This window comes from Clostridium fermenticellae (genome assembly GCF_003600355.1).
Classification (GTDB): Bacteria; Bacillota; Clostridia; order Clostridiales; family Clostridiaceae; genus Clostridium_AV; species Clostridium_AV fermenticellae.
On sequence record NZ_CP032416.1, the window covers coordinates 2,343,118 to 2,364,226 of the forward strand.

23 protein-coding genes and 1 tRNA gene are annotated in these 21,109 nt (G+C 30.3%); 1 reads left to right on the top strand and 23 read right to left on the bottom strand.

Annotated features, from left to right (window positions below; translation table 11 throughout):
- Positions 1-3 precede the first annotated feature (3 nt).
- The 4 genes from selA to D4Z93_RS10910 form a co-directional block, all read right to left on the bottom strand.
- Positions 4-1,404: an L-seryl-tRNA(Sec) selenium transferase gene (gene selA, locus D4Z93_RS10895; RefSeq protein WP_119973482.1), complete on the bottom strand. Its 1,401-nt coding sequence runs from the start codon at positions 1,402-1,404 to the stop codon at positions 4-6.
- Between the two features lie 29 nt (positions 1,405-1,433).
- Complete coding sequence (selD, locus tag D4Z93_RS10900; protein WP_119973484.1) at positions 1,434-2,471, bottom strand: selenide, water dikinase SelD; 1,038 nt, start codon at positions 2,469-2,471, stop codon at positions 1,434-1,436.
- Positions 2,472-2,721: 250 nt separating this feature from the next.
- Positions 2,722-3,975, bottom strand: coding sequence for a transposase (locus D4Z93_RS13525; protein WP_119973485.1), 1,254 nt, complete (start codon positions 3,973-3,975; stop codon positions 2,722-2,724).
- A 204-nt stretch (positions 3,976-4,179) separates the two neighbouring features.
- On the bottom strand, positions 4,180-4,776 hold the full coding sequence (locus D4Z93_RS10910; RefSeq protein WP_119973487.1) for a helix-hairpin-helix domain-containing protein: 597 nt from the start codon (positions 4,774-4,776) through the stop codon (positions 4,180-4,182).
- A 132-nt stretch (positions 4,777-4,908) separates the two neighbouring features.
- Here D4Z93_RS10910 and D4Z93_RS10915 point away from each other — a divergent pair, with 132 nt between their 5' ends.
- On the top strand, positions 4,909-6,123 hold the full coding sequence (locus D4Z93_RS10915) for a D-alanyl-D-alanine carboxypeptidase family protein (RefSeq protein WP_119973489.1): 1,215 nt from the start codon (positions 4,909-4,911) through the stop codon (positions 6,121-6,123).
- A gap of 40 nt (positions 6,124-6,163) precedes the next feature.
- Here the strand turns inward: D4Z93_RS10915 and D4Z93_RS10920 are convergent, their stop codons facing one another.
- The 19 genes from D4Z93_RS10920 to cobO all read right to left on the bottom strand — a co-directional run bounded on the left by D4Z93_RS10920 (position 6,164) and on the right by cobO (position 21,095).
- On the bottom strand, positions 6,164-7,066 hold the full coding sequence (locus D4Z93_RS10920; RefSeq protein WP_119973490.1) for an RluA family pseudouridine synthase: 903 nt from the start codon (positions 7,064-7,066) through the stop codon (positions 6,164-6,166).
- 141 nt (positions 7,067-7,207) lie between these two features.
- Positions 7,208-7,588 (bottom strand): RidA family protein, encoded by a 381-nt coding sequence (locus tag D4Z93_RS10925; protein WP_119973493.1) that lies wholly within the window; start codon positions 7,586-7,588, stop codon positions 7,208-7,210.
- 171 nt (positions 7,589-7,759) lie between these two features.
- Positions 7,760-8,329 (bottom strand): bis(5'-nucleosyl)-tetraphosphatase (symmetrical) YqeK, encoded by a 570-nt coding sequence (gene yqeK / locus D4Z93_RS10930; protein ID WP_119973494.1) that lies wholly within the window; start codon positions 8,327-8,329, stop codon positions 7,760-7,762.
- Between the two features lie 32 nt (positions 8,330-8,361).
- Entirely contained in the window at positions 8,362-8,967 is a 606-nt protein-coding gene (gene nadD, locus D4Z93_RS10935; RefSeq protein ID WP_119973496.1) for a nicotinate-nucleotide adenylyltransferase, read from the bottom strand.
- Positions 8,968-9,008: 41 nt separating this feature from the next.
- Positions 9,009-10,283, bottom strand: coding sequence for a GTPase ObgE (gene obgE / locus D4Z93_RS10940; protein WP_119973498.1), 1,275 nt, complete (start codon positions 10,281-10,283; stop codon positions 9,009-9,011).
- A gap of 18 nt (positions 10,284-10,301) precedes the next feature.
- A complete protein-coding gene (locus D4Z93_RS10945; protein ID WP_119973499.1) occupies positions 10,302-10,844 on the bottom strand; it encodes a Spo0B domain-containing protein in 543 nt (180 codons plus the stop codon).
- 82 nt (positions 10,845-10,926) lie between these two features.
- The gene (gene rpmA / locus D4Z93_RS10950; RefSeq protein ID WP_119973501.1) at positions 10,927-11,238 is read right to left on the bottom strand and encodes a 50S ribosomal protein L27; all 312 of its coding nucleotides are present in this window, start codon (positions 11,236-11,238) and stop codon (positions 10,927-10,929) included.
- 2 nt (positions 11,239-11,240) lie between these two features.
- Positions 11,241-11,570 (bottom strand): ribosomal-processing cysteine protease Prp, encoded by a 330-nt coding sequence (locus D4Z93_RS10955; RefSeq protein WP_119973503.1) that lies wholly within the window; start codon positions 11,568-11,570, stop codon positions 11,241-11,243.
- A 2-nt stretch (positions 11,571-11,572) separates the two neighbouring features.
- Positions 11,573-11,887 (bottom strand): 50S ribosomal protein L21, encoded by a 315-nt coding sequence (gene rplU, locus D4Z93_RS10960; RefSeq protein WP_119973505.1) that lies wholly within the window; start codon positions 11,885-11,887, stop codon positions 11,573-11,575.
- A gap of 148 nt (positions 11,888-12,035) precedes the next feature.
- Complete coding sequence (locus tag D4Z93_RS10965; RefSeq protein WP_119973506.1) at positions 12,036-13,490, bottom strand: ribonuclease E/G; 1,455 nt, start codon at positions 13,488-13,490, stop codon at positions 12,036-12,038.
- Between the two features lie 23 nt (positions 13,491-13,513).
- Positions 13,514-14,233, bottom strand: a complete 720-nt coding sequence (locus tag D4Z93_RS10970; protein WP_119973508.1) for a TIGR03936 family radical SAM-associated protein — start codon at positions 14,231-14,233, stop codon at positions 13,514-13,516.
- Entirely contained in the window at positions 14,205-16,061 is a 1,857-nt protein-coding gene (locus tag D4Z93_RS10975; protein WP_119973510.1) for a TIGR03960 family B12-binding radical SAM protein, read from the bottom strand. The genes D4Z93_RS10970 and D4Z93_RS10975 overlap by 29 nt, the downstream gene beginning before the upstream one ends.
- A 122-nt stretch (positions 16,062-16,183) precedes the next feature.
- Entirely contained in the window at positions 16,184-17,038 is an 855-nt protein-coding gene (locus D4Z93_RS10980) for a site-2 protease family protein (RefSeq protein ID WP_119973512.1), read from the bottom strand.
- A 20-nt stretch (positions 17,039-17,058) separates the two neighbouring features.
- On the bottom strand, positions 17,059-17,856 hold the full coding sequence (locus tag D4Z93_RS10985) for a M23 family metallopeptidase (protein WP_119973514.1): 798 nt from the start codon (positions 17,854-17,856) through the stop codon (positions 17,059-17,061).
- A 213-nt stretch (positions 17,857-18,069) separates the two neighbouring features.
- Positions 18,070-18,603, bottom strand: a complete 534-nt coding sequence (rbr, locus tag D4Z93_RS10990; RefSeq protein ID WP_119973515.1) for a rubrerythrin — start codon at positions 18,601-18,603, stop codon at positions 18,070-18,072.
- Between the two features lie 23 nt (positions 18,604-18,626).
- Positions 18,627-19,004 (bottom strand): desulfoferrodoxin, encoded by a 378-nt coding sequence (locus D4Z93_RS10995; RefSeq protein WP_119973517.1) that lies wholly within the window; start codon positions 19,002-19,004, stop codon positions 18,627-18,629.
- 191 nt (positions 19,005-19,195) lie between these two features.
- Entirely contained in the window at positions 19,196-20,095 is a 900-nt protein-coding gene (locus D4Z93_RS11000) for a thermonuclease family protein (RefSeq protein ID WP_119973519.1), read from the bottom strand.
- A 326-nt stretch (positions 20,096-20,421) separates the two neighbouring features.
- Positions 20,422-20,496, bottom strand: a tRNA-Glu gene (locus D4Z93_RS11005).
- An 83-nt stretch (positions 20,497-20,579) separates the two neighbouring features.
- Positions 20,580-21,095 carry a cob(I)yrinic acid a,c-diamide adenosyltransferase gene (gene cobO / locus D4Z93_RS11010; RefSeq protein WP_119973520.1) on the bottom strand — a complete coding sequence of 172 codons (516 nt, stop codon included), beginning with the start codon at positions 21,093-21,095 and terminating at the stop codon, positions 20,580-20,582.
- Positions 21,096-21,109: the final 14 nt, after the last annotated feature.

Consider the following 21,109-nt stretch of genomic DNA (forward strand, 5'->3'; position numbering starts at 1 on the left):
AAATCATATTTTTAATAAATCCCCAATAGTCTTAAAGGATTTTGCTATTATATCAAAATCCTTATCAAAAATTGTTCTTAAATCCATTGTAATCTCATCATTCGATATCCTTACTATTATAGGTACTTCACTTTTTCTTAACTTAGTTTCTAAAGTCTCAGGTTCTATTTGATTATTTTTAACTCTTACAACATATGTAGGTATTTTTTCAGTTGGCATTGATCCTCCACCAACTAAAGAATAATCATTGTCTATTCTGCACTCAAACTTACATGTGCTGTCTTTTATCTTTTTCATTAACACCTGAGCTCTTTTTTTCTGTTTCTCACTACTGCTCAATATCATATTTAGCGTTGGTATATTGTCTATAGCCTTACTCTCATTCATGTAATACATTAAAGTACCTTCCAATGCTGAGAGTGTCATTTTATCAACTCTAAGTGCCCTTGTCAATTGATTCTGCTTCATTTTATCTACATATTTGCTCTTTCCAACTATTATGCCTGCTTGGGGTCCTCCTAACATTTTATCTCCACTAAATGTAACTACATCTACACCGCTCTCTATGCTCCTTTGAACTGTCGGTTCATATGTAAATCCATATTTTGAAAAATCAACTAAGGTTCCACTTCCTATATCCTCCATGATCGGAATTAAATTTTTTCTACTCAATTTAACTAATTCATCCAAAGCTACATCTTCTGTAAAACCTAAAATTTTAAAATTGGACGTATGCACTTTTAATAAAACTCCTGTATTTTCATTTATAGCTCTTTCATAGTCGTATAAGTGAGTTCTATTCGTTGTACCTACCTCAACTAAAGAAGCTCCGCTAAAAGTCATAACATCCGGTATTCTAAACGATCCACCTATTTCAACAAGTTGCCCCCGCGATACTACTGCTTCTTTATCCTTACAAATTGTATTTAAAGCAAGCATAACCGCAGCTGCGTTATTATTAACAACTAAAGCTGACTGTGCACCGGTTAATTTTTTTATTAATTCTTCTACATGACTGTATCTTAAGCCTCTTTTACCAGTTTCTAAATCATATTCTAAATTAGTATAGTTTTGAGCTACATTCATTATATTATCTATTGCCTTCTTTGGTAAAACCGATCTTCCTAAATTTGTGTGTATTACCACTCCAGAGGCATTTATCACCTTTTTTAGTCCTCTAATTTTAAAACCTTCTATAATATATATAACTTCACGCAGTATATCATTATATTTAACCTCAAACACTTTGCCATCTATTATAAGATTTCTATAATTATCAATCGCTCTTCTTACAGCAGTCATAACCATCTTTCTTGGTAAATTTTTTAATTCATCCTTCACAACAGATTCATCTAATATCTGATCAACTTTTGGCAATTTCCTAAACAAATCATTTTTTAGCATGAACAATATCCTCCTCAAGAAACAATACCTTAATCTATAATCAAAAACTTGTCATGTTGCTTTGGTAAAACCTCTCCTATAATACCCGATTTCAATTCCAAGCTTGACAATTCATTCATAATTTCAGCACTATCTTTTTCCGGGCAAGTAAAAATCAATCCTCCAGATGTCTGTGGATCAAACATTATATCCTGCATCCACTCCTGAACATTTTTAAATTCAAATTTTCCATCTAAGTATTGTCTGTTATTATAGCACCCTTCAGGGACAAGTCCAATCTTTACATATTCCTCTGCCTCTTTTATATATGGTACATTTTTTGAATGAATTCTGAGTGTTACATTAGATGCAGATGCCATTTCATATAAATGTCCAAGAAGTCCGAAACCTGTTACATCTGTACATGCTGTTATATTATGTTTAACTATTATTTCAGCAGCATACTTATTTAAGGTCGTCATAACTCTAACAGCTTTTTTATATGCGCTTTCAGAAATAACTTTACCCTTTATCGCAGTACCCATTATACCTATTCCAATCGGTTTTGTAATTATTACAATATCTCCAGCTCTTGATCCATAATTCCTCATTATACTATTAGGATTTACCATTCCCATAACGGACAAACCATATTTGGGTTCATCATCAGATACCGTATGTCCACCTATAATTACTGCTCCAGTTTCTGATACTTTATCTGCACCGCCTCTTAAAATTTCTCCCAGAACATCTACAGGCAAACATGATGGAAAACAAACAATATTTAACGCTGTCTTTGGAACTCCACCCATGGCATACACATCGCTTAATGCGTTAACAGCTGCTATTTGACCAAAAGTATATGGATCATCAACAATTGGTGTAAAAAAATCCAGCGTTTGTATTATAGCAATATCATTATTTAACCTATAAACAGCTGCATCATCAGATGTTTCTATACCAACCATCAGGTTTTCATCATCCATTTTTGGTATTTTGCTCAGTATATTTGAAAGAACACCCGGTCCTATTTTTGCTGCTCACCCAGATGTCTTTGTATATTCCGTAAGTTTTACATTTTCGACCATCATACTCACCTCTCATTTAAAGTCTACAGCACCATTATAAACAATTTCCTATATATTTTCAATTTTAGCACTTAAGTATCAGAGATTTAGCACCTAAATTCCAGTAAAAATTTTATTTTTACTGGAATTGTATCCAATTACATTTATTTAAAGAGCTGGTAAGCACGGAGACCGTTAGGTCAAAAAAATAATTATAATACCTCTTTACCCCGATAAATTTATATAATCAATTTCCAGTTTTAATTTTGAATTATGTCTTTCCAAATATAGGGTTATTCCAATTATCTTCTATAGTAAATCTTTCATCTTTTATATCTTCAATAATATCCATTTGAAGCATATTCTTTTCTCTAAAACCCCTTATACACCTAAAAAAGTATAACTGCATTAAATTAAATGCTATTATTATAAACATTAAAACTGTTTCTACGCCCGTAGGGCTATGAAGAAAACAGTGATCTAAATGCCATTCCGTCTTCAGTTGATGAAATATATTATTTTCAATGTCCCATCTTTTATGCATTATCTTCCACAGGCTTTCTACTGATGTAAATTTATCTGTTGTTATGATCCATCCTTCTTTAATCTCTATTCTGTCTCCAGTATGAATTTCTTCCACAAACCTCAAGAACCTTACTTTTATATCCTTATCAGACATTTCAAAATTATCATCTTCCCATGCCTTAATCTTTGTGTAGATATTTGTATTTTTTCTTACAATCCAGTTCTTATCTGCCTCACGGCATTTAAATAAAGCTAATGCGTCTTTTACAATGTGAAGACGTTCATCTTTTACTCTAACTACAGCATTCATTCCTATAGAGAGTACTTCTTTTATCCATGTAGCATTACAATACAAAGCATCAGCTACAATGATATCCGCAAAGTGATGATATTTTTTATACAGCTTTTTAATTAAACGTTTGCCGGCAGTAATTTCTCCTTCATCTTTACCTGAACTATCTTTTTGGGGTTCAAGCATTTCCTGATCTAAAACAATATGTGGATCACAACCAACCATTGCACAAACTACTGATCTGTGAAAATGATGCGTTATACCATTTTTATCAACCCTTGTAAGGCAGTTGTTACAAGATTTTTTAATACTGTCAAATAGTTCTACACCATCTATGGCAGCTACCTTTAAACCATCTATAGTACCATTTCTAAATACTTTATTCTTCGCAGTAGTTTTTATTATGTGCTTGTTGATATTTTTTAAGCCATCAAGATCAAAATCATTCAAGAAACGCCTAACGGCGTCAATGCGTAGCATTTTAGTATTTTTAGGTAATACCTTTTTAAATTTATTCTTTTCAATCCAATGTTCTAATCTATTGAAACTTCTTATTTGAAGCATGAATCCAAATAATACTACGAAAGCTATTGTTGAAACTTTTGCTGGAGATTTTATTATTTTATTTTTTAAACTATTGATTTTTTCACCTATATCATATACCCTGTTAATATAAGTGAGTAGCTGTTTCAAATAACTTTTACTCATTTTATCAGCATCCTTTTATTTTTAGTTTTTAGCAAAACCATTATAAAAAGGATGCTTTTATTATGCAAATTTTTTCCGTATAATTTCCAGTAAAAATCGGAATCTGTTAATTCTACTGTAAATATTCATAAGACTTTATAATTCAAAGGACTACCATCCTAAAAATTTTTTAAGTGCTAAACTTCTGCTTAAGTATTAAAATATTTAATTGACATCTATTTTATCCTTCATTTTTTCAATTGTCTTATCCCCTATCCTTCCAATTTTTTTCAAATCCTGAATAGTCTTAAATTCTCCGTTCTTTTCTCTATAGTCAATTATTTTCTGGGCAGTGGTATCTCCTATTCCTGGAACTTTTTTTAATTCTTCTTTTGATGCAGTATTTATATTTACTTTTTCACTATCCATACTACTTTCTGAAGATTGATTTGGAATATCCGTTTGCCCATTTGTTTTCTTTTCGACATATATATAATCCTCATCTTTTAATTTTTTAGCCAGATTTAATTTTAATACATTAGCACCATCAGTTATACCTCCAGCTTTCTTTATTAAATCTTGAATTCTGCTGTTCTGTTTCATTTTATAAACTCCTGGATTTTTAATCTCACCATTTATATAAGCAGTTATGATCTTACTTTCTGAATTATTATTATTCTCAGTACTACTTTGAGTTTCATTAAAAACTTCCTTATCGTTATAATCTTTTGGTGGTCTTGATATATAATAACCTGCACCTAAAAAAATCAAAAATATACATAAAATAAGTATTGAGCCTATTATTTTTTTTCTTCTATCTATGATAATCCCTCCATAAATAAATTAATTATTTATATCTTTATTATTTATATTATTGACAATTCTTTGAAATTCTGTCGCATAAAATTAAGTTTTTTGATATAATTATGAATAGCAACATTTTAGGAGGCGAAAATGAAAAAATTTTTAACTTTTTTGACATGCTTTTTTATAGTACTTACATTATTTCCTTTAACAGTTCAAGCAAGTAATGATCCACCATCTGTATCAGCAGACAGCTGTGTTGTTATGGATGCAACAACAGGAACACTTTTATATGGTAAAAACGAAAATGCTGCTTATCCTCCTGCCTCTACTACAAAATTAATGACAGCATTATTAACACTTGAAAGCTGTAATTTAGATGACATCGTTACAATTGGTAAAAATCCACCAAATGCTGACGGAAGTAAAATTTATCTATATGAAGGCGAAGAAATAAAGGTAAGAGATCTTCTATACGGTCTTATACTTGTTTCAGGTAATGACTGTGCTCAAGCTCTTGCAGAATATATAAGCGGCTCATGTAATAAATTTGCACAGGCAATGAATAAGAGAGCTCTTGAACTAGGGTGCAAAAATACAAACTTTGTTAATCCAAGTGGTTTATATAACATAAATCACAAAACTTCAGCTAAAGATTTATCTCTTATAATGAGAGCACTTTCGAAAAATCCGGAATACATTAAAATTGCAACCACTAGTTTTTATTCAATTCCTTCAACAAATAAATCTACCCATGCTAGACCTCTTTGGAATGAAAATAAATTAATACAAAAATCGTCAAGTTTTTATTATCCTGGGTGTATCGGAGGTAAAACCGGGTACACTATTCAATCTTTTCATTCTTATGTAGCATGTGCAACGCAAAATGGCAGAACTCTTATAGTTGCTTTATTACATGATAAGAAAAAAACATTTTTCCCGGATTCTATAGCATTGTTTAACTATGCTTTTAATAACTTCGATTGGACAAAAATATATTCGAAGGGTGATCTTGTAACAACTTATAATAAAAATGGGCTAAAGATTCCACTTTTAGCTTCCTCTGACTTTTATTATATAAGACCAAAAACAGATATTAGAAAACCAACTTTTAGACTTGAAAATAAAAACCTTAATCTGAAACTTTTTAAAAAAGGTGACACAATTGCAACAGCTGATATTTTTGTGAACAATAAAATGATAGGAAAACTTGAACTAAAAAGTGGAACAGACCATAAATTCGAGCAAGCATTCAAGTTAACCTTCAACTCTAGACTAACTCCTTATATAATTTTTCCAGCAGTTTTAGTAATATTAGGTTCGTCTATATTTATTTTTAAGAAATTAAAGCCTGCTCAAAAATAACCAGTAGAACACAAAAAATAAAATTTTGATAATTAATTTATCAAAATTTTATTTTTTGTATCAAATTCTTTATATCCATAGGAAGATCTATTTCAAAATTTAATTTTTTTCCTGTTCGGGGGTGTGGAAATCTTAATTTATATGCATGAAGTGCCTGTCTTTTTATACATTTTGTATCATCCATATCACAATACAAGTCATCACCATAAATTGGATATCCTATATGAGACATATGTACTCTTATTTGATGTGTTCTCCCGGTTTTTAATGATAGTTTTACTAAATCACCATGATTAAAACTTTCAATTACTTCATAACAAGTTACACTTCTCTGTCCCCTTTCATCTACAATCCTTTTTATATTTCCCTCTCCCTGTCTATAAATAGGCAAATCAATTATTCCGCTTTTTTCTGTAAGATTTCCATGTACTACTGCAAGATAGCTTTTTTCAAAATTATCACCATGCATATCTCTTGACAATGCCATATGTGAAAACTGATTTTTAGCAACTATTATAAGACCGGATGTATTCATATCCAATCTATTAACAAGCCTAACTATACACTGTTCTCCATTTTCTCTAAAATAGTACAAGATACCATTTGCGAGCGTCCCGCTTTGGTAACTTTTAGTTGGATGAACAACCATATTAGGTTTTTTATTCACAACTAATATATCCATATCCTCATATACAACATCTATATCCATTTTTTCAGGAACTATATCTTGATCTTCATTTTCTGGCAGATCTACAGTTATTCTATCATTTTTCTCTATTATATAGTTTAACTTTTCAACTTTATTGTTGATTTTTATCCTCTTATTTAAAGCTGCACTTTTTATGAGTCTGCTTGATAGCTTACATATAGTTTTTAAATATTGTCTTAATTTCATACCATCATTAATACCATCAACTTCAAATATAAGACTATTTTCCTTCATAAAAAACTCCTTTTATAAATATAATCATGAGCATAGAAAGACTGATATATGCTTTAAAAAAGTTCCTACTTCTTTATTCATATATCAGTCGTCCAAAATAAAACCTATCAGAATTATTAAATTACACCTATGTACTTAAATTTAATCTATAAGTGCAATTACTTCGACTTCAACCAATGCATCCTTTGGAAGTTTTACTTCTACACAAGATCTTGCTGGCATATCTTTATTAAAATATTTTGCATAAACTTCATTTACATCACCAAAATCACTCATGTTTTTTACATAAACAGTTGTTTTTACAACCTTATCAAAAGATGTTCCTGCTTCTTCTAATAAAGCTTTTATATTTTCTAAAGATCTCTCTGTAGCTTTCTTTATATCATCAGATACCAATGAACCAGTTGATGGATCTAGTGGTATTTGACCTGATGTAAATAATAAATTTCCTACCTTGACAGCTTGTGAATATGGGCCAACAGCTCCTGGTGCTTTAGTTGTGCTTATTATTACTTTTTCCATAATTAAAAACCTCCTAAAAAATTATATTATATTAATAAGTTTAGCAAGTTACATGCCAATAAATATAATCTATATACTATTTATATTAAGACATGCAAATACTAACTTTATTAAACACTAATTATATAGTACTTTCTCAAAACTAATAATAAAATTTTCACCTTTGATAAATTATTGGGCAAAACGCAGTATATAATTTCTTCCTTTTATAGTATCAACATGTAAAAGCTGTCCTTTATCAATAACACATTTAATGGTATTGTTAAAAGCCATAAGTATCGATTTATTTAAATCACGTGTAACCTCTTCCCTCAATTCCTGAACACCAGGGAAGTCTCTAAGTGGTTCTACATAATCTGCTATGTATATAACCTTTTGGAGAAGACTCATATCCTTTTTTCCAGTTGTATGATATGCAATCGAACTTAAAATTTCATCATCCTCTATACCAAATTTTTCTTTTGCAACTATCGCACCTATAATTCCATGCAATAATTTAGGATTTTCCATACATACATTATCTACTTTTATATTATGAGAAAGTGCCATATCAAGTAAATCATTATCACTCATATTTTTAGCGCAATCATGCGCTAAGCCAGCAATCCTTGCCTTATAGATATCTGCCCCATAAATTTGAGCAAGCTTTACAGCAGTATCTCTGACACTTAAGCTATGTTCATATCTTTCAGGTTTAAGATGGTTCTTTAAATAATCTATTATATCATTTTCATTCCACATACCATAAATCACTCCAAAATAATAACATTTATTTATTTTTCATACAATTTCAATCTTTTTATCATGTTATAGACATCATACGGCAATAAATAGCTTACATTTCTACCCATTTTTATCGATTTTCTTATATTAGTCGACGATATATCCAAAAGAGGTATATCCAATAATATTATATTACTATTATACTTATTTTCCAACTTGTTTTTCTTAGATTCTATATCTTTTATTGAATAACCCGGTCTATTAAAAACCACAAAATTACATAACTTAAGAATCTGTTCATAATTCTTCCAACTTTCTATATCCATAAGACAATCAACACCTGTTATAAAGTACCATTCAGTATGCTTTTCCAAACTATTAAAATATTTAAGAGTTTTATATGTATAGCTTAAATTATGATTTTTTATTTCATAATCACTTAAGCAAAAACTGTTCTCCTGTTTTATAGCTTTTTTAACCATTGTATATCTCAAGTTTGCATCAGTTATATTTTCATTTAATTTATGAGGCGGATTGCCGGATGGAACAAATATAACCTTTTCTAAATTGAATTTATATAGGGCTTCGTAAGCTATATGCAAATGTCCATTATGAATAGGATCAAAGGTCCCACCAAAAATAGCCTTTTTTATCATATAATATCTCTCCCATGCAGACAACTTAAATAAAAATCTTATTACAGCATATATTCAAATTGGAAATCATTCAAAACCACAGTGTCTCCGTCTTTTATTCCCATACTCTTAAGTTCATCAAGTACTCCCTTATTTTTAAGTACTTTATGAAAATACCTCAGTTCATCTGGATCATTTACATTTACACTTGCAAGCAGCCTATCAACAAAGCTGCCCTCTACTATGTAAGTATCCTCTTCTTTTCTTATTTTATATGTAAATTTCTTTTCTTCTGGTACAAACTTTTCATCATCTGATATATGACTGTCTACAATAGGAATCGTACTTAGCATTCTAGCGGCTTCTTTCATAAGTTCATCAATTCCCTGCTTTGTTGCAGCAGATATTTTAAATACCTTATCATATCCGAGTTTTGATACCTTTTGTTTAAAGTCTTCAAAAACTTGTTCATCATACAACATATCAGCTTTATTTGCAGCAATTATTTGAGGTCTATCCCATAGTTTCACATCATACTTTTTCAGCTCTTCATTTATTTTTATAAAATCATCAAAAGGATCTCTTCCTTCAATACCAGAAATATCTACTACATGTATTAATAATCTGGTTCTTTCAATATGTCTTAAAAATTGAATGCCCAATCCGACACCTTCTGATGCTCCTTCAATTATTCCCGGAATATCAGCTATTACAAAACTTGTTATTTTAGGTATGTCAACCACACCTAAATTAGGATTCAATGTTGTGAAATGATAATTTGCTATTTTGGGTCTAGCCTTAGTTACTACAGATAAAATCGTTGACTTACCTACATTTGGAAATCCAACTAATCCAACATCAGCAAGCACCTTTAATTCAAGTGATATGTATCTTTCTTCTCCTGGCATTCCTGGTTCAGCAAAATCAGGCGCCTGCCTTGTGGATGTAGCAAATCTAACATTTCCTCTTCCACCTTTGCCACCTTTGGCTACTATACATTTATCTCCCTCATGTGACAAATCAGCCATTATCCTATCACTATTTATATCTCTTATAACTGTTCCAACTGGAACAGTTATACATAAAGTATTTCCATCCCTTCCAAAGCATTTTGATCCGGAACCATTTCCTCCGTTCTCAGCTTTGTACTTTTTTTTATAAGCAAAGTCCAGAAGTGTTGTTATATTAGAATTAGCTATTAATATGACATCACCACCTCTGCCGCCATCTCCTCCATCAGGACCTCCAAATGGAACATATTTCTCTCTTCTAAAAGAAACAGATCCATCACCACCATCTCCGGATTTTACAAATATTCTTGCTGTATCAACAAACACTATTTCCAACTCCTCTTTTTATAATAGAAATGTAACTCTATATCCCAAATCATCTCCATAGCTATATTTGTGTAATTTAAATCCTTCAATATCTAAATCCATAGAGTCCCAATTTTCCATCCAATTCAATTCGTCACCAAGATTTTCATTATTTGATATAAGAAAGCTTTGACCTATCTTATCTTCAAAAATGTATATATAAATATTTTTACAATTATTATTTTCAAACCTATTAAATATATTTTTTACTAAATTACTTTTTTTAATATAATCTTTTTCAAAAAACCTTATATAAAATTTGTCTATTTCCACATTGGCTTCAATAAAATAGCCTTTTCGTGAAATAGCTGTTATATTTTCCTCAAGACATAGTCCAAAATAATTATCTTCTAACGCATATATAGAACTTATAATTGCATTTCGTTTACCTAACTTTTCCAAATAATTGGTTGCCTTATCAACGTCGCTCATCTGCAGATAGCCATATACAATTTGAATATCGTTCATAAAATCATGACGCTGCTTTCTCATAAGATTAATATATTCTTCAATATTATTCATATAACATCACCACCAATAATTAAAAAATTAAGCTAATAAGGTTTCAAAAAAAGCACCCTACGTCAGGGTGCCTTATCATAAGCTATTCTGCCATTTCTGCTGCTACCTTTTCAATATCTACAGGATAAACACTAGCTTTCTTTTTACTCTTTCCTACTCTTTCGTATTTAACTACTCCATCTATTTTTGCGAACAAAGTATCGTCTCCACCTTTTCCAACATTATCTCCTGGATGAATCTTTGTTCCTCTTTGTCTAACTAATATATTTCCAGCTAAAACAAATTGTCCATCAGCACATTTAGTACCAAGTCTTTTTGATTCACTATCTCTGCCATTTCTTGTGCTACCCATTCCTTTTTTATGAGCAAATAACTGAAGGTTTATTAGTAACATATCTACCACACCTCCTTTACACCAATTTTTATATAATCTCCGTAACTTATTTCAAGATTTTTCAAACCTAACAACATTGTCTTTATAAGTACCTGGCATTCCTCTATATTCTCGTCTGATAACCTTTCAATAGAAAAATCCAAAAAACCATTATCTATAGTATATTCAGCATTAACCTTCAAAACCTCTAACATGCCAATTAGAATAGTCTGTGATATAACCGAAACAGCACTACATACCATATCAAATTCTTGATTAGTTGACTCAGCATGACCTTTTAGTCTTGCCGAAACAAAATTGCCAGATTTTTTAACAAACTCTACATTAACCATAATTATGCATCTATTTTTTCTATTTGTAATTTAGTGTACGGCTGTCTGTGACCTTGTTTTTTTCTGTAGTCTTTCTTTCTCTTGTACTTGAATACAACAATTTTTTTGCTTTTTCCCTGAGCAACTACTTTAGCTGTAACTTTTGCTCCTTCAACTGCAGGGGTTCCTACTACGAACTCTCCATTGTCTTTTGAAACTGCAAGAACGTTATCTATTTCAACTGTACTATCTACTTCAGCTTCTAATTTTTCAACGTATATAACGTCTCCTTCTGAAACCTGGTACTGTTTTCCTCCAGTAACTAAAACTGCATACATATAAAACACCTCCTCTATCCAGTCTCGCCATTAAGGTACATATGTATATGTTTAAAAACCTAATCTGTGCGGCCTACATCAGTCATTTTAACATATGGTATATTATTTGTAAAGCATTTTTATGCTGTATTCCTCACAATTATCTATATTATATACTATGATTGGATGTATAGACATTAAAGTCACTTAATGCATTTATTTGGCTTGAAAATATAAGTGGCTCAACCTTATAATAAAGCTTTGAGTCATATGTTAAATATATATTTAAGCATAATGCATTAATATTTCTTATAAACTGTAACATATTACTCTCAACACTTCGCTCATATATAGTATTTAATGTTATATGTATATTCTTTATATTATTTCCACATACTCTTTCTTCTATTTTATTTCTTATTAACATACATAAATAAGAAAATTTTAACCTTTTTCCTTTTCCACTGCACACATCACAATTTTCATATATATATTCATACAATGATCTATTTACCCTTTTGCGAGCTATCTGCACCAGATTAAGTTCCGTAAAAGGATAAACTGCAGTCTTGTTTTTATCATCACAGAAACCATTTTTAAGTTTATCTATTACTTTACATTTGTTTAATTCATCTTTCATATCTATAAAATCCACAACTATTATACCACTCAAATTTCTAAGTCTTATTTGCCTTGCTATTTCCTCTGCAGCCTCATAATTGGTATTATAAGCTGTTCTTTCCTTGGTATAGTTCTTAATATTTTTACCTGAATTAACATCTATGACATACATAGCCTCAGTTTTATTAATAACTATATATCCCCCACATTTAAGATAAATTCGATCATTTAAAAGCTTTAGAAGTTCATTTTCTATACCGTAATGTTCAAATAAATTAGGCTTTCCTATAAAAATTTTAGATTCCATTTCGTTATACAATGAATCTTCCAAAAAGTTTTTTATAGAAATATAATCCTTTTCGTCATTCAAATATACACTAAGATTATAAAAGCTAACTCTATCCCTAAGTATTTTCCCTATAATGCCGCCATTATTAAATAAAATTCCTGACTTAGTATTATAATTAGCTTTCATAATGACATCATTATATAAAATATACAGTTTTTTCATTTCATTATTTATATCTTCTATTTTTGCATTCCCAGCAGCAGTTCTGAGCATTACTCCTGTATCTTTTGGTTTTTTTATATTATGTATAATATATTCTTTAAAATCTCTGTCAGTTATTTTTTTAGAAAAATTAACCATGGTGTTTGATGTAATTAAGGCTGAATAGACTCCAGGTATACTTATATCACCCGTAACTCTTGGTCCTTTATCATAAGAACCTTCTTTAACTATTTGAACTATTATACTGTCTCCCTTTTTTAAATTACCATTATTAAATTTTTCATCAACATAAATATATGCATTTTTCTCATATCCTATATCTATAAAAGCGCATCCAATAGAAGGCACAACATTCTTCACAATTCCTAAATATATTTCTCCATAACATGGTACACAAGAATCCTCTTCCATAAAATATTCCTCAATTACTCCATCATTCCTTATAACTATTCTCAAAAGATCCTCATGCCTTTCTACAAACATTTCCTTCAATCAGATCACCTTCTCTTATAATATTATTGATTACAATTTTCTGCTGCTTCATAAAGAGGAACTAAACCTTTTTCTGAATTTGCATACATTTCTTCTCTCTTTATATCAATAAAAGCATCCAAATTTGCCCCATACGTATTATCCTGTATAAATTTTGCAATGAGTACCGGAGAAAGATTTTGTCTGCTGCCACATAGAACCAAAACTTCTACAATCAAAACATTTTCTTCTATCTTGTAGTTAAATCTTTTTATCATTGGTTTTATATCAACCCTCGCTTCTTTAGTTTTACTCTTTTTTAAAGTTTCCCATTTCTCCATTTTTAATAAGTTCTCAATACTAGTTTTTATTGAAATTTTGTCTAAATACTTAATATTTATTAAATATTTTGCAGCATCCACCGCTGCCATGGCTTTAAATACTTTTATATTTTTAGCTTTATTTACCTTAACTGCTTTAAATATTTTTATTCCTGGCGGAGCAACCTCATTCAATTTATCCAATATAATTTGCGGATCTACATCTTCTCTGAGTTCTAGATCCATATAATCTCCAGATGAATAAACTCCAACAGCTAAAGGTTGTGCAAGTGATATATTAACATGTGGATTAAAACCTTTAGAAAATTCCAAAGGGAGACCTGACCTTCTGAGCATTCTCTGAATAGTCCTCATAAGATCAAGATGTCCAACAAATTTTATAATATCCTCTTTACTAAACTTCACTAAATAGCGCACCTTCAAAACACTTCCCATCCAAATTATTATTCACTCCGCATCCCTTGCAACCTTTTCTGCAATCAGGAGTCACTTCAGCCTTTTTAGCTTTTTCATTTTCACGTATCAAAAAATTCTTATCAACTCCCACATCTACAAAATCCCAGGGCAATATTTCATCATATTCCCTTTGTCTATATGCATAAAAGTCACCATCTATATTACATTCTCTAAATGCTTTCATCCACGCATCAAAATTAAAATACTCTGCCCAGCCATCAAATTTGACTCCATTTTCAAAAGCTTTAACAAGAACATCACAAAGTTTTCTATCTCCCCTTGCAAATATTGCTTCAAGATAACTTAAAGGTGTATCATGCCAGTTATAAACCACATTCCTGTTCTTTATGAGTCCTCTCAGATTACTTATTTTTTCTTTTATGTCACCCATTCTCGCTTGAGGTGACCATTGAAAAGGTGTAAATGGTTTAGGCACAAATGTAGACGTACTCACTGTAACCTTAAGTCCCTTTCTTCTTACTTGTTTAGGAACTTCATAATATTCCTTAGTGACCTTATAGGCAAGTTCCGCTATTCCACTAACATCATCCATGGTTTCATATGGAAGTCCTATCATAAAATAAAGTTTTATAGTAGACCATCCCGATTCAAATGCACTTCTTACAGAATTCATTAAATCCTGCTCTGTTACTCCTTTATTTATCACATCTCTCATCCTCTGAGTACCTGCCTCAGGGGCAAATGTCAGTCCTGTCTTTCTGATCTTCTGAATTTCATTTATGAGATCAACAAAAAACGAATCAATTCTGAGTGATGGAAGAGACACTCCGACCTTATCTTTTTCATGTTTTCTAACCAAACTATGTATCAAATTCTGTATATCCGAATAATCACATATACTCAATGATGTCAAAGATATCTCCGGATATCCAGTACTATGTATTAATTTTTCCGCCAACTCTAAAAGCCTATCTGTCTTCTTTTCTCTAACAGGTCTATATATCATTCCTGCCTGACAAAATCTACATCCTCTAGTACATCCTCTAAAAGTTTCAAGAACTATTCTATCATGTACTATATCAATATACGGTACAACAAGTTTATCAGGATATGAAACATCATTAAAATTATTTATTATTCTCTTTTTTATCCTTTTAGGGACATCATCGTATATCGGCTTAAATTCTTTTATTGTACCATCTTTATTATAATCGACTGTATAAAGTGATGGTACATAAATACCATCTATATGAGATAGTTCTCTTAAAAATTGTTTTTTGCTCTTCCTGTTTTTATACTCTCTATAGAGATCCATTATCTCGCTCATCTGTTCTTCCCCCTCACCCATAGCAAAAAAATCAGCTATATCATAAAGTGGCTCGGGATTATACGCACATGGCCCTCCACACATTATTATAGGATCGTCTTCTGATCTTTCTGATGCCCTTACAGGTATTCCCGATAAATCAAGCATATTTAATATGTTTGAGTAACTCATCTCATACTGAAGTGTAAACCCTAAAAAGTCAAACTTTTTTAATGGATCCTTACTCTCAAGTGCATAAAGCGGTATATTATTTTTCCTCATGAGGTCTTCCATATCGGGCCATGGTGCAAAAACTCTTTCACAAAACGTGTCTTTTCTTTCATTTAGAATGTAATAAAGTATTTTCATACCTAGATGTGACATTCCAACTTCATAGACATCAGGAAAACAAAAAGCATATCTGATATCCATCTTTTCTATATCTTTATTATAGGAATTAAATTCTCCTCCTATATAACGTGCTGGTTTTTCAACTTTAAACAATATATCATCCGAAATTTTATTCATTTATTATCCTCCGTAAGTATTTCTTATATCTCTATATTTTATCACAACAATAATAACTTTATATATATGGTTTGTAATTCCAAGCTTAAGTTATACGTAAGCTTGGAATTACAAACCATATATTATAAGTTTCCATCTGACTTATTTAAGAATTCTTCAATTGTAATATTACCATAGATTTTAAGCCCTTCTACTATATCATTTTCATATACTATATCAAGCACTTTCATCTGGTCATCCAGTATGATAAAAACATTATATTTATTTTTATCAAAAATACTCATCAAACTTAAAAGATCCTTTTTATAATATACTGAAACAAGCTTGTTTTCAATATATCCTTTTTTCATAAATTTATATCTTTTTTTAATTATATCTCCCATGATTATATATGGTATCCTTTCATTTTCTTTTAATGATGTTATTATTATAAAAATTCCGACTATACCAATACTAAAATTATTAAAACCTTTAAAAAATAAAAGTACATAAAAAAACATAAGTAAAATTCCAATTATAATACTTATATTTATCATTATTTTATTGGATTTTCTATAATTATATCTGCAGCAGAGCAGATCTCTTAAAATCCTCCCGCCGTCTAAAGGAAATCCTGGTATCAAATTAAATATTCCTATCGCTAAATTTCCTAAAAAAAGTATATTCAATTGATCAAAGTGATATCTTTTACTAAAAAAATAAAAAATCAAAGCCATTATAAGATTAAATACAGGCCCTGACAAAGATATTATCAAATCCTGTTTTGGCTCAGCATCATCAAGTGCTTTAAAATTTAATGAAGTACCAACAGGTTTGAATTCTATTCCCAATCCATAAAATCCATAAATTCTGGCAAATATATAATGTACAATCTCATGTGACATTACAATTAATACAGCATATATTATATGTCCTTTATAACCTATGATAAATAAAAAAATAATGTATGGAATAAAATATCTATTAAATTTAATCACAATGGTTTAACTCCTATTCATTATTTTTTGACTATCTTGAAGTATTTATTTGGATTCTCTTTTTGCCCATTGCATAAAATTTCAAAGTGAAGGTGCGGACCTGTAGATTTACCAGTATCTCCACTCTCAGCTATAATTTGTCCTTTTTTTACTGCTCCATTTTTTTTCACAAGTATTTTTTTCAAATGAGCATATTTACTTTCTATACCACTTCCATGGTCAATTAATATATAATTTCCATATCCACTGCTATTATTTCCACAATCTTTTACCTTACCATAATAAACTGACTTTACACCTGAATTTTCACTAACTGCTATATCTATGCCATCATGAAAACTTCTTTCATTTGTTATGGGATCTGTTCTATATCCAAATGTTGATGTTTGAATTCCATTTACAGGTGATATGAAATTTTCTTTTATCTTGTAGTCTACATTATTCATTCCCGAAACTTTGGATTTTAAATTTTCAATAAAATTTTGAAACCAATTTTGAAGATCATTGAACTTTATATTTTCAATCTGAGCAACAATAGTTTTATAATCATATGTTTTATTTATTAACTGTTTAGAATAACTATAAACTGCTTGTGTTTTTGGATTAACCATAACCTTACAACTTATAATTATCAAGAAAAGTATTAAAACACCTGAAAGATCTCTTATTATTCTTTTCATAAAATAGTTACTTTGGGAATTCCTATTTTTTGAATTGTTATTAAATCCATTACTATTATACTTAACTGGATGTCTTATATTGTTTTTTTTTCTAAGTAAGCTATAGTAATCTTCATATTGTGAATTATACCTTCCCATATATCAATCGTCCTCCTAATTTTACACATTTGCATCTACGTTTTTTGCACCTTAACTTTATATATATATATTTTTTTATTATAATTTTATGACTCAGTCCGCGGAGTTATATGATTTTAGAATTAAATAAAAGGCCAAAAAATATAAGACTCAGTATACACAACTGAGCCTTATATAATAAAATATTCAAATTTACATAATCAATTAAAAATATTACCAGTTTTGGGATTGCAACTCAAAATATGCTTTAGGGTGTGAACATACAGGACACTTTTCAGGTGCACTTTCCCCAATATACACAAACCCACAATTTCTACATACCCATGTCTTTTTTTCATTCTTGATAAAAACCTTATTCTCTTTTATATTTTTCAGAAGCTCATTATATCTCTCTTCATGGTGTTTTTCAATTCCTGCTACCATAGTAAATAATCTGGCTATATCATCAAAACCCTCTTGTTCAGCTTCTTTTGCAAAGTTTTTATACATTTCAGTCCACTCATAATGTTCACCACCGGCTGCAGATTTTAAATTTTCCGGTGTCTCACCTATACCACTTAAAAGTTTAAACCATATCTTTGCATGTTCTTTTTCATTATCTGCTGTCAATTTAAATATCTCAGAAATTTGCTCATAGCCTTCCTTTTTTGCAGTCGAGGCAAAATAAGTATACTTATTTCTCGCCTGAGATTCACCTGAAAATGCTTCTAATAAATTTTTTTCTGTCTTGCTTCCTTTTAATTCCATTTTATTACCTCCAAATACAAAACTTATTCTGCTTTCCATAAACCATGTAAATTACAATATGCTCTTGCACATACAGTATCTTCATTGATTTTGAAAATTGCTTCTGGTTTTTCACCTGGTTTCAAATATCTTCTATATATATTTTTAGGAGTTTGAAGCTCAATCCACTGTATATAATGATTTTCCAACATAGGGTGTTCTACACTTCCAACTTTGACTACTACTTCATTACCTGATTTTTCTATTACAGGAATATGTTTTTCTTGTGCGGCATCAACTGTGTTTTCAGTTTGTAAAGTCATAGGCTGACCACAGCATACTAGTTGTCCACCTTTCGGATCAACTACCTCAACAATATTTCCACATAATTCACATTTATAAATTTGATGTAATTTAGTCATTTTAATCCCCTCCAATAAAAATATTTTAATACAATTATAACATTAATTCATCAAAAAATATATAAAATTTTCTAATAGTAATATATGTTGTTAATAAATATTATTTATCGACACAATATATGCTACATCATATAGGATTTACAAATGAAAGTTTAAGTTAGTCTGAAAAAAGTTATAAAAATAGCCTCTTATTATTGTGGCGGATTGCAAACACTGCAAGGTTCATATCCTTGTGCCTTGGCATCACTTAAACTAATTGATATTTGACTCTTTCTCAAATACTTACAACCTGCGGAATGATATTTTTTACCTGTATTAGTTACATAAACAGTAGCAGTTTGATTATTACTTTGTGATACTTGTTGTGTTTGATTTTGCTGAACCGTAGCATTGTCATTGTTAGAAGATGAAGATCTACTACTTGAAGAATTACTGCTTGATGTTGATGGTGCTTCTATACCATCACCTTTGGTTGTCCCATTATGGTTTATTGCCCAAAGGCCTTTATTATTCTCTCTAGCATATGCAGCAAACTCTTTAAAGTAATCAGCATATTTTACATCTGGTGGGTAGGTTGATTGTTCCGCATAGCCGTTTATCGCTAAAATAGCATTAAACATCTTAGTTTTAATCTGGTCTTCATTTATTTCTGTTGGTTGCTCTAGCCATACATATCTTAATAATCTTCCATACTTATCAGTATCGCTTGTGTCTTTCTCAAGATATACAGTTTTGCCAAGCAACTGTGATTTTGTATAATTAGAAGCCTCTTCTCCATACTCTTCATGTTTTGTTGTACTTTCTGGAGTGTTTACACCTATCAATCTAATTTTTGTTTCAGTGCCATTTTCCAATTTTACATAGACAGTATCTCCATCCACATGCCTGGTTACCATTGCCTTTTCTGTTTTTATAGGCGATTTAACCGCAGTCTCTTTAGTTTGCTTTTGTGATTGTGCTGTTAATGTGGTATTCTTTTGAACAGCAGAATTATTTGAACTGCTTGTATCAGAACAACCTACACCAACAAATAAGAAAATAGCTGTAATAAGTCCTAATAGGTACTTATTTACATTATTTTTAAAGTCCATAATTTCGTCCCCCCTTTGACATTATATTACAGCCAAATTATATAATATTTTAACTCTATTTTCAATTTTCTACAATAATTTAGCTTTTTAACATCCAAACATGTGTTTGTTATAGGGTTTATAATAGAAAAATTTTAAGAAGACAATTTTATGATAGAAACAAATCAAATGTTGAAGAAAAGAAAAATGAATATTTAAATGGTATAAAGAACGGCCTTAATATAAACTTTCAAATTTAGTTAAATTTATATACCTATCTAAAACTAATGTGTTAAAATACAAAAAACAAGTGAACTTTCTATTGAAAACTCACTTGTTTCAACGTATGGTAGCCACTAGGGGAATCGAACCCCTGATTCCACCTTGAGAGGGTGGCGTCTTAACCGCTTGACCAAGAGGCCATATAATTAACTTACTTGGTAATTGTACTATACTATATTAAATAAGTCAATAATATTTTTTTAAAATCGACAAAATAGTATATCTAATTCTCTATTCCTTTTCTTGCCATAACACCTTTTTCAAAATAGTGTTTAACTTCTTTCATTTCAGTTACTAAATCCGCCATATTTATTATATCATCTTTTGCATATCTGCCTGTAAGTATCATCTCAACATTCTCAGGCTTATTGTTAAGCAGTTCTTTTACAGCATCTACAGAAATCAAATTATAGTAAAGTGCAATATTTATTTCATCAAGAACTACAATATCATACATCCCGCTCTTTAAAATCTCATTAGCTCTGCGAAGACCTTTTTCAGCATTGACTACATCCTCTTCACGTGTTTCATCATTTATAAAATGATCTAAACCAAATTGCTCCATTTTAAATCCGGGTAAATATTTGTATGCATTCAATTCACTGTAATCCATACCTTTTATAAATTGTCCAAAGAATACTTTCTTACCTGCACATACTGCTCTCAGACTAAGGCCAAGTGCAGCTGTAGTTTTCCCTTTACCATTGCCTGTATAAACTTGAATATAACCTTTTTCCATTTTTAAAATCTTCC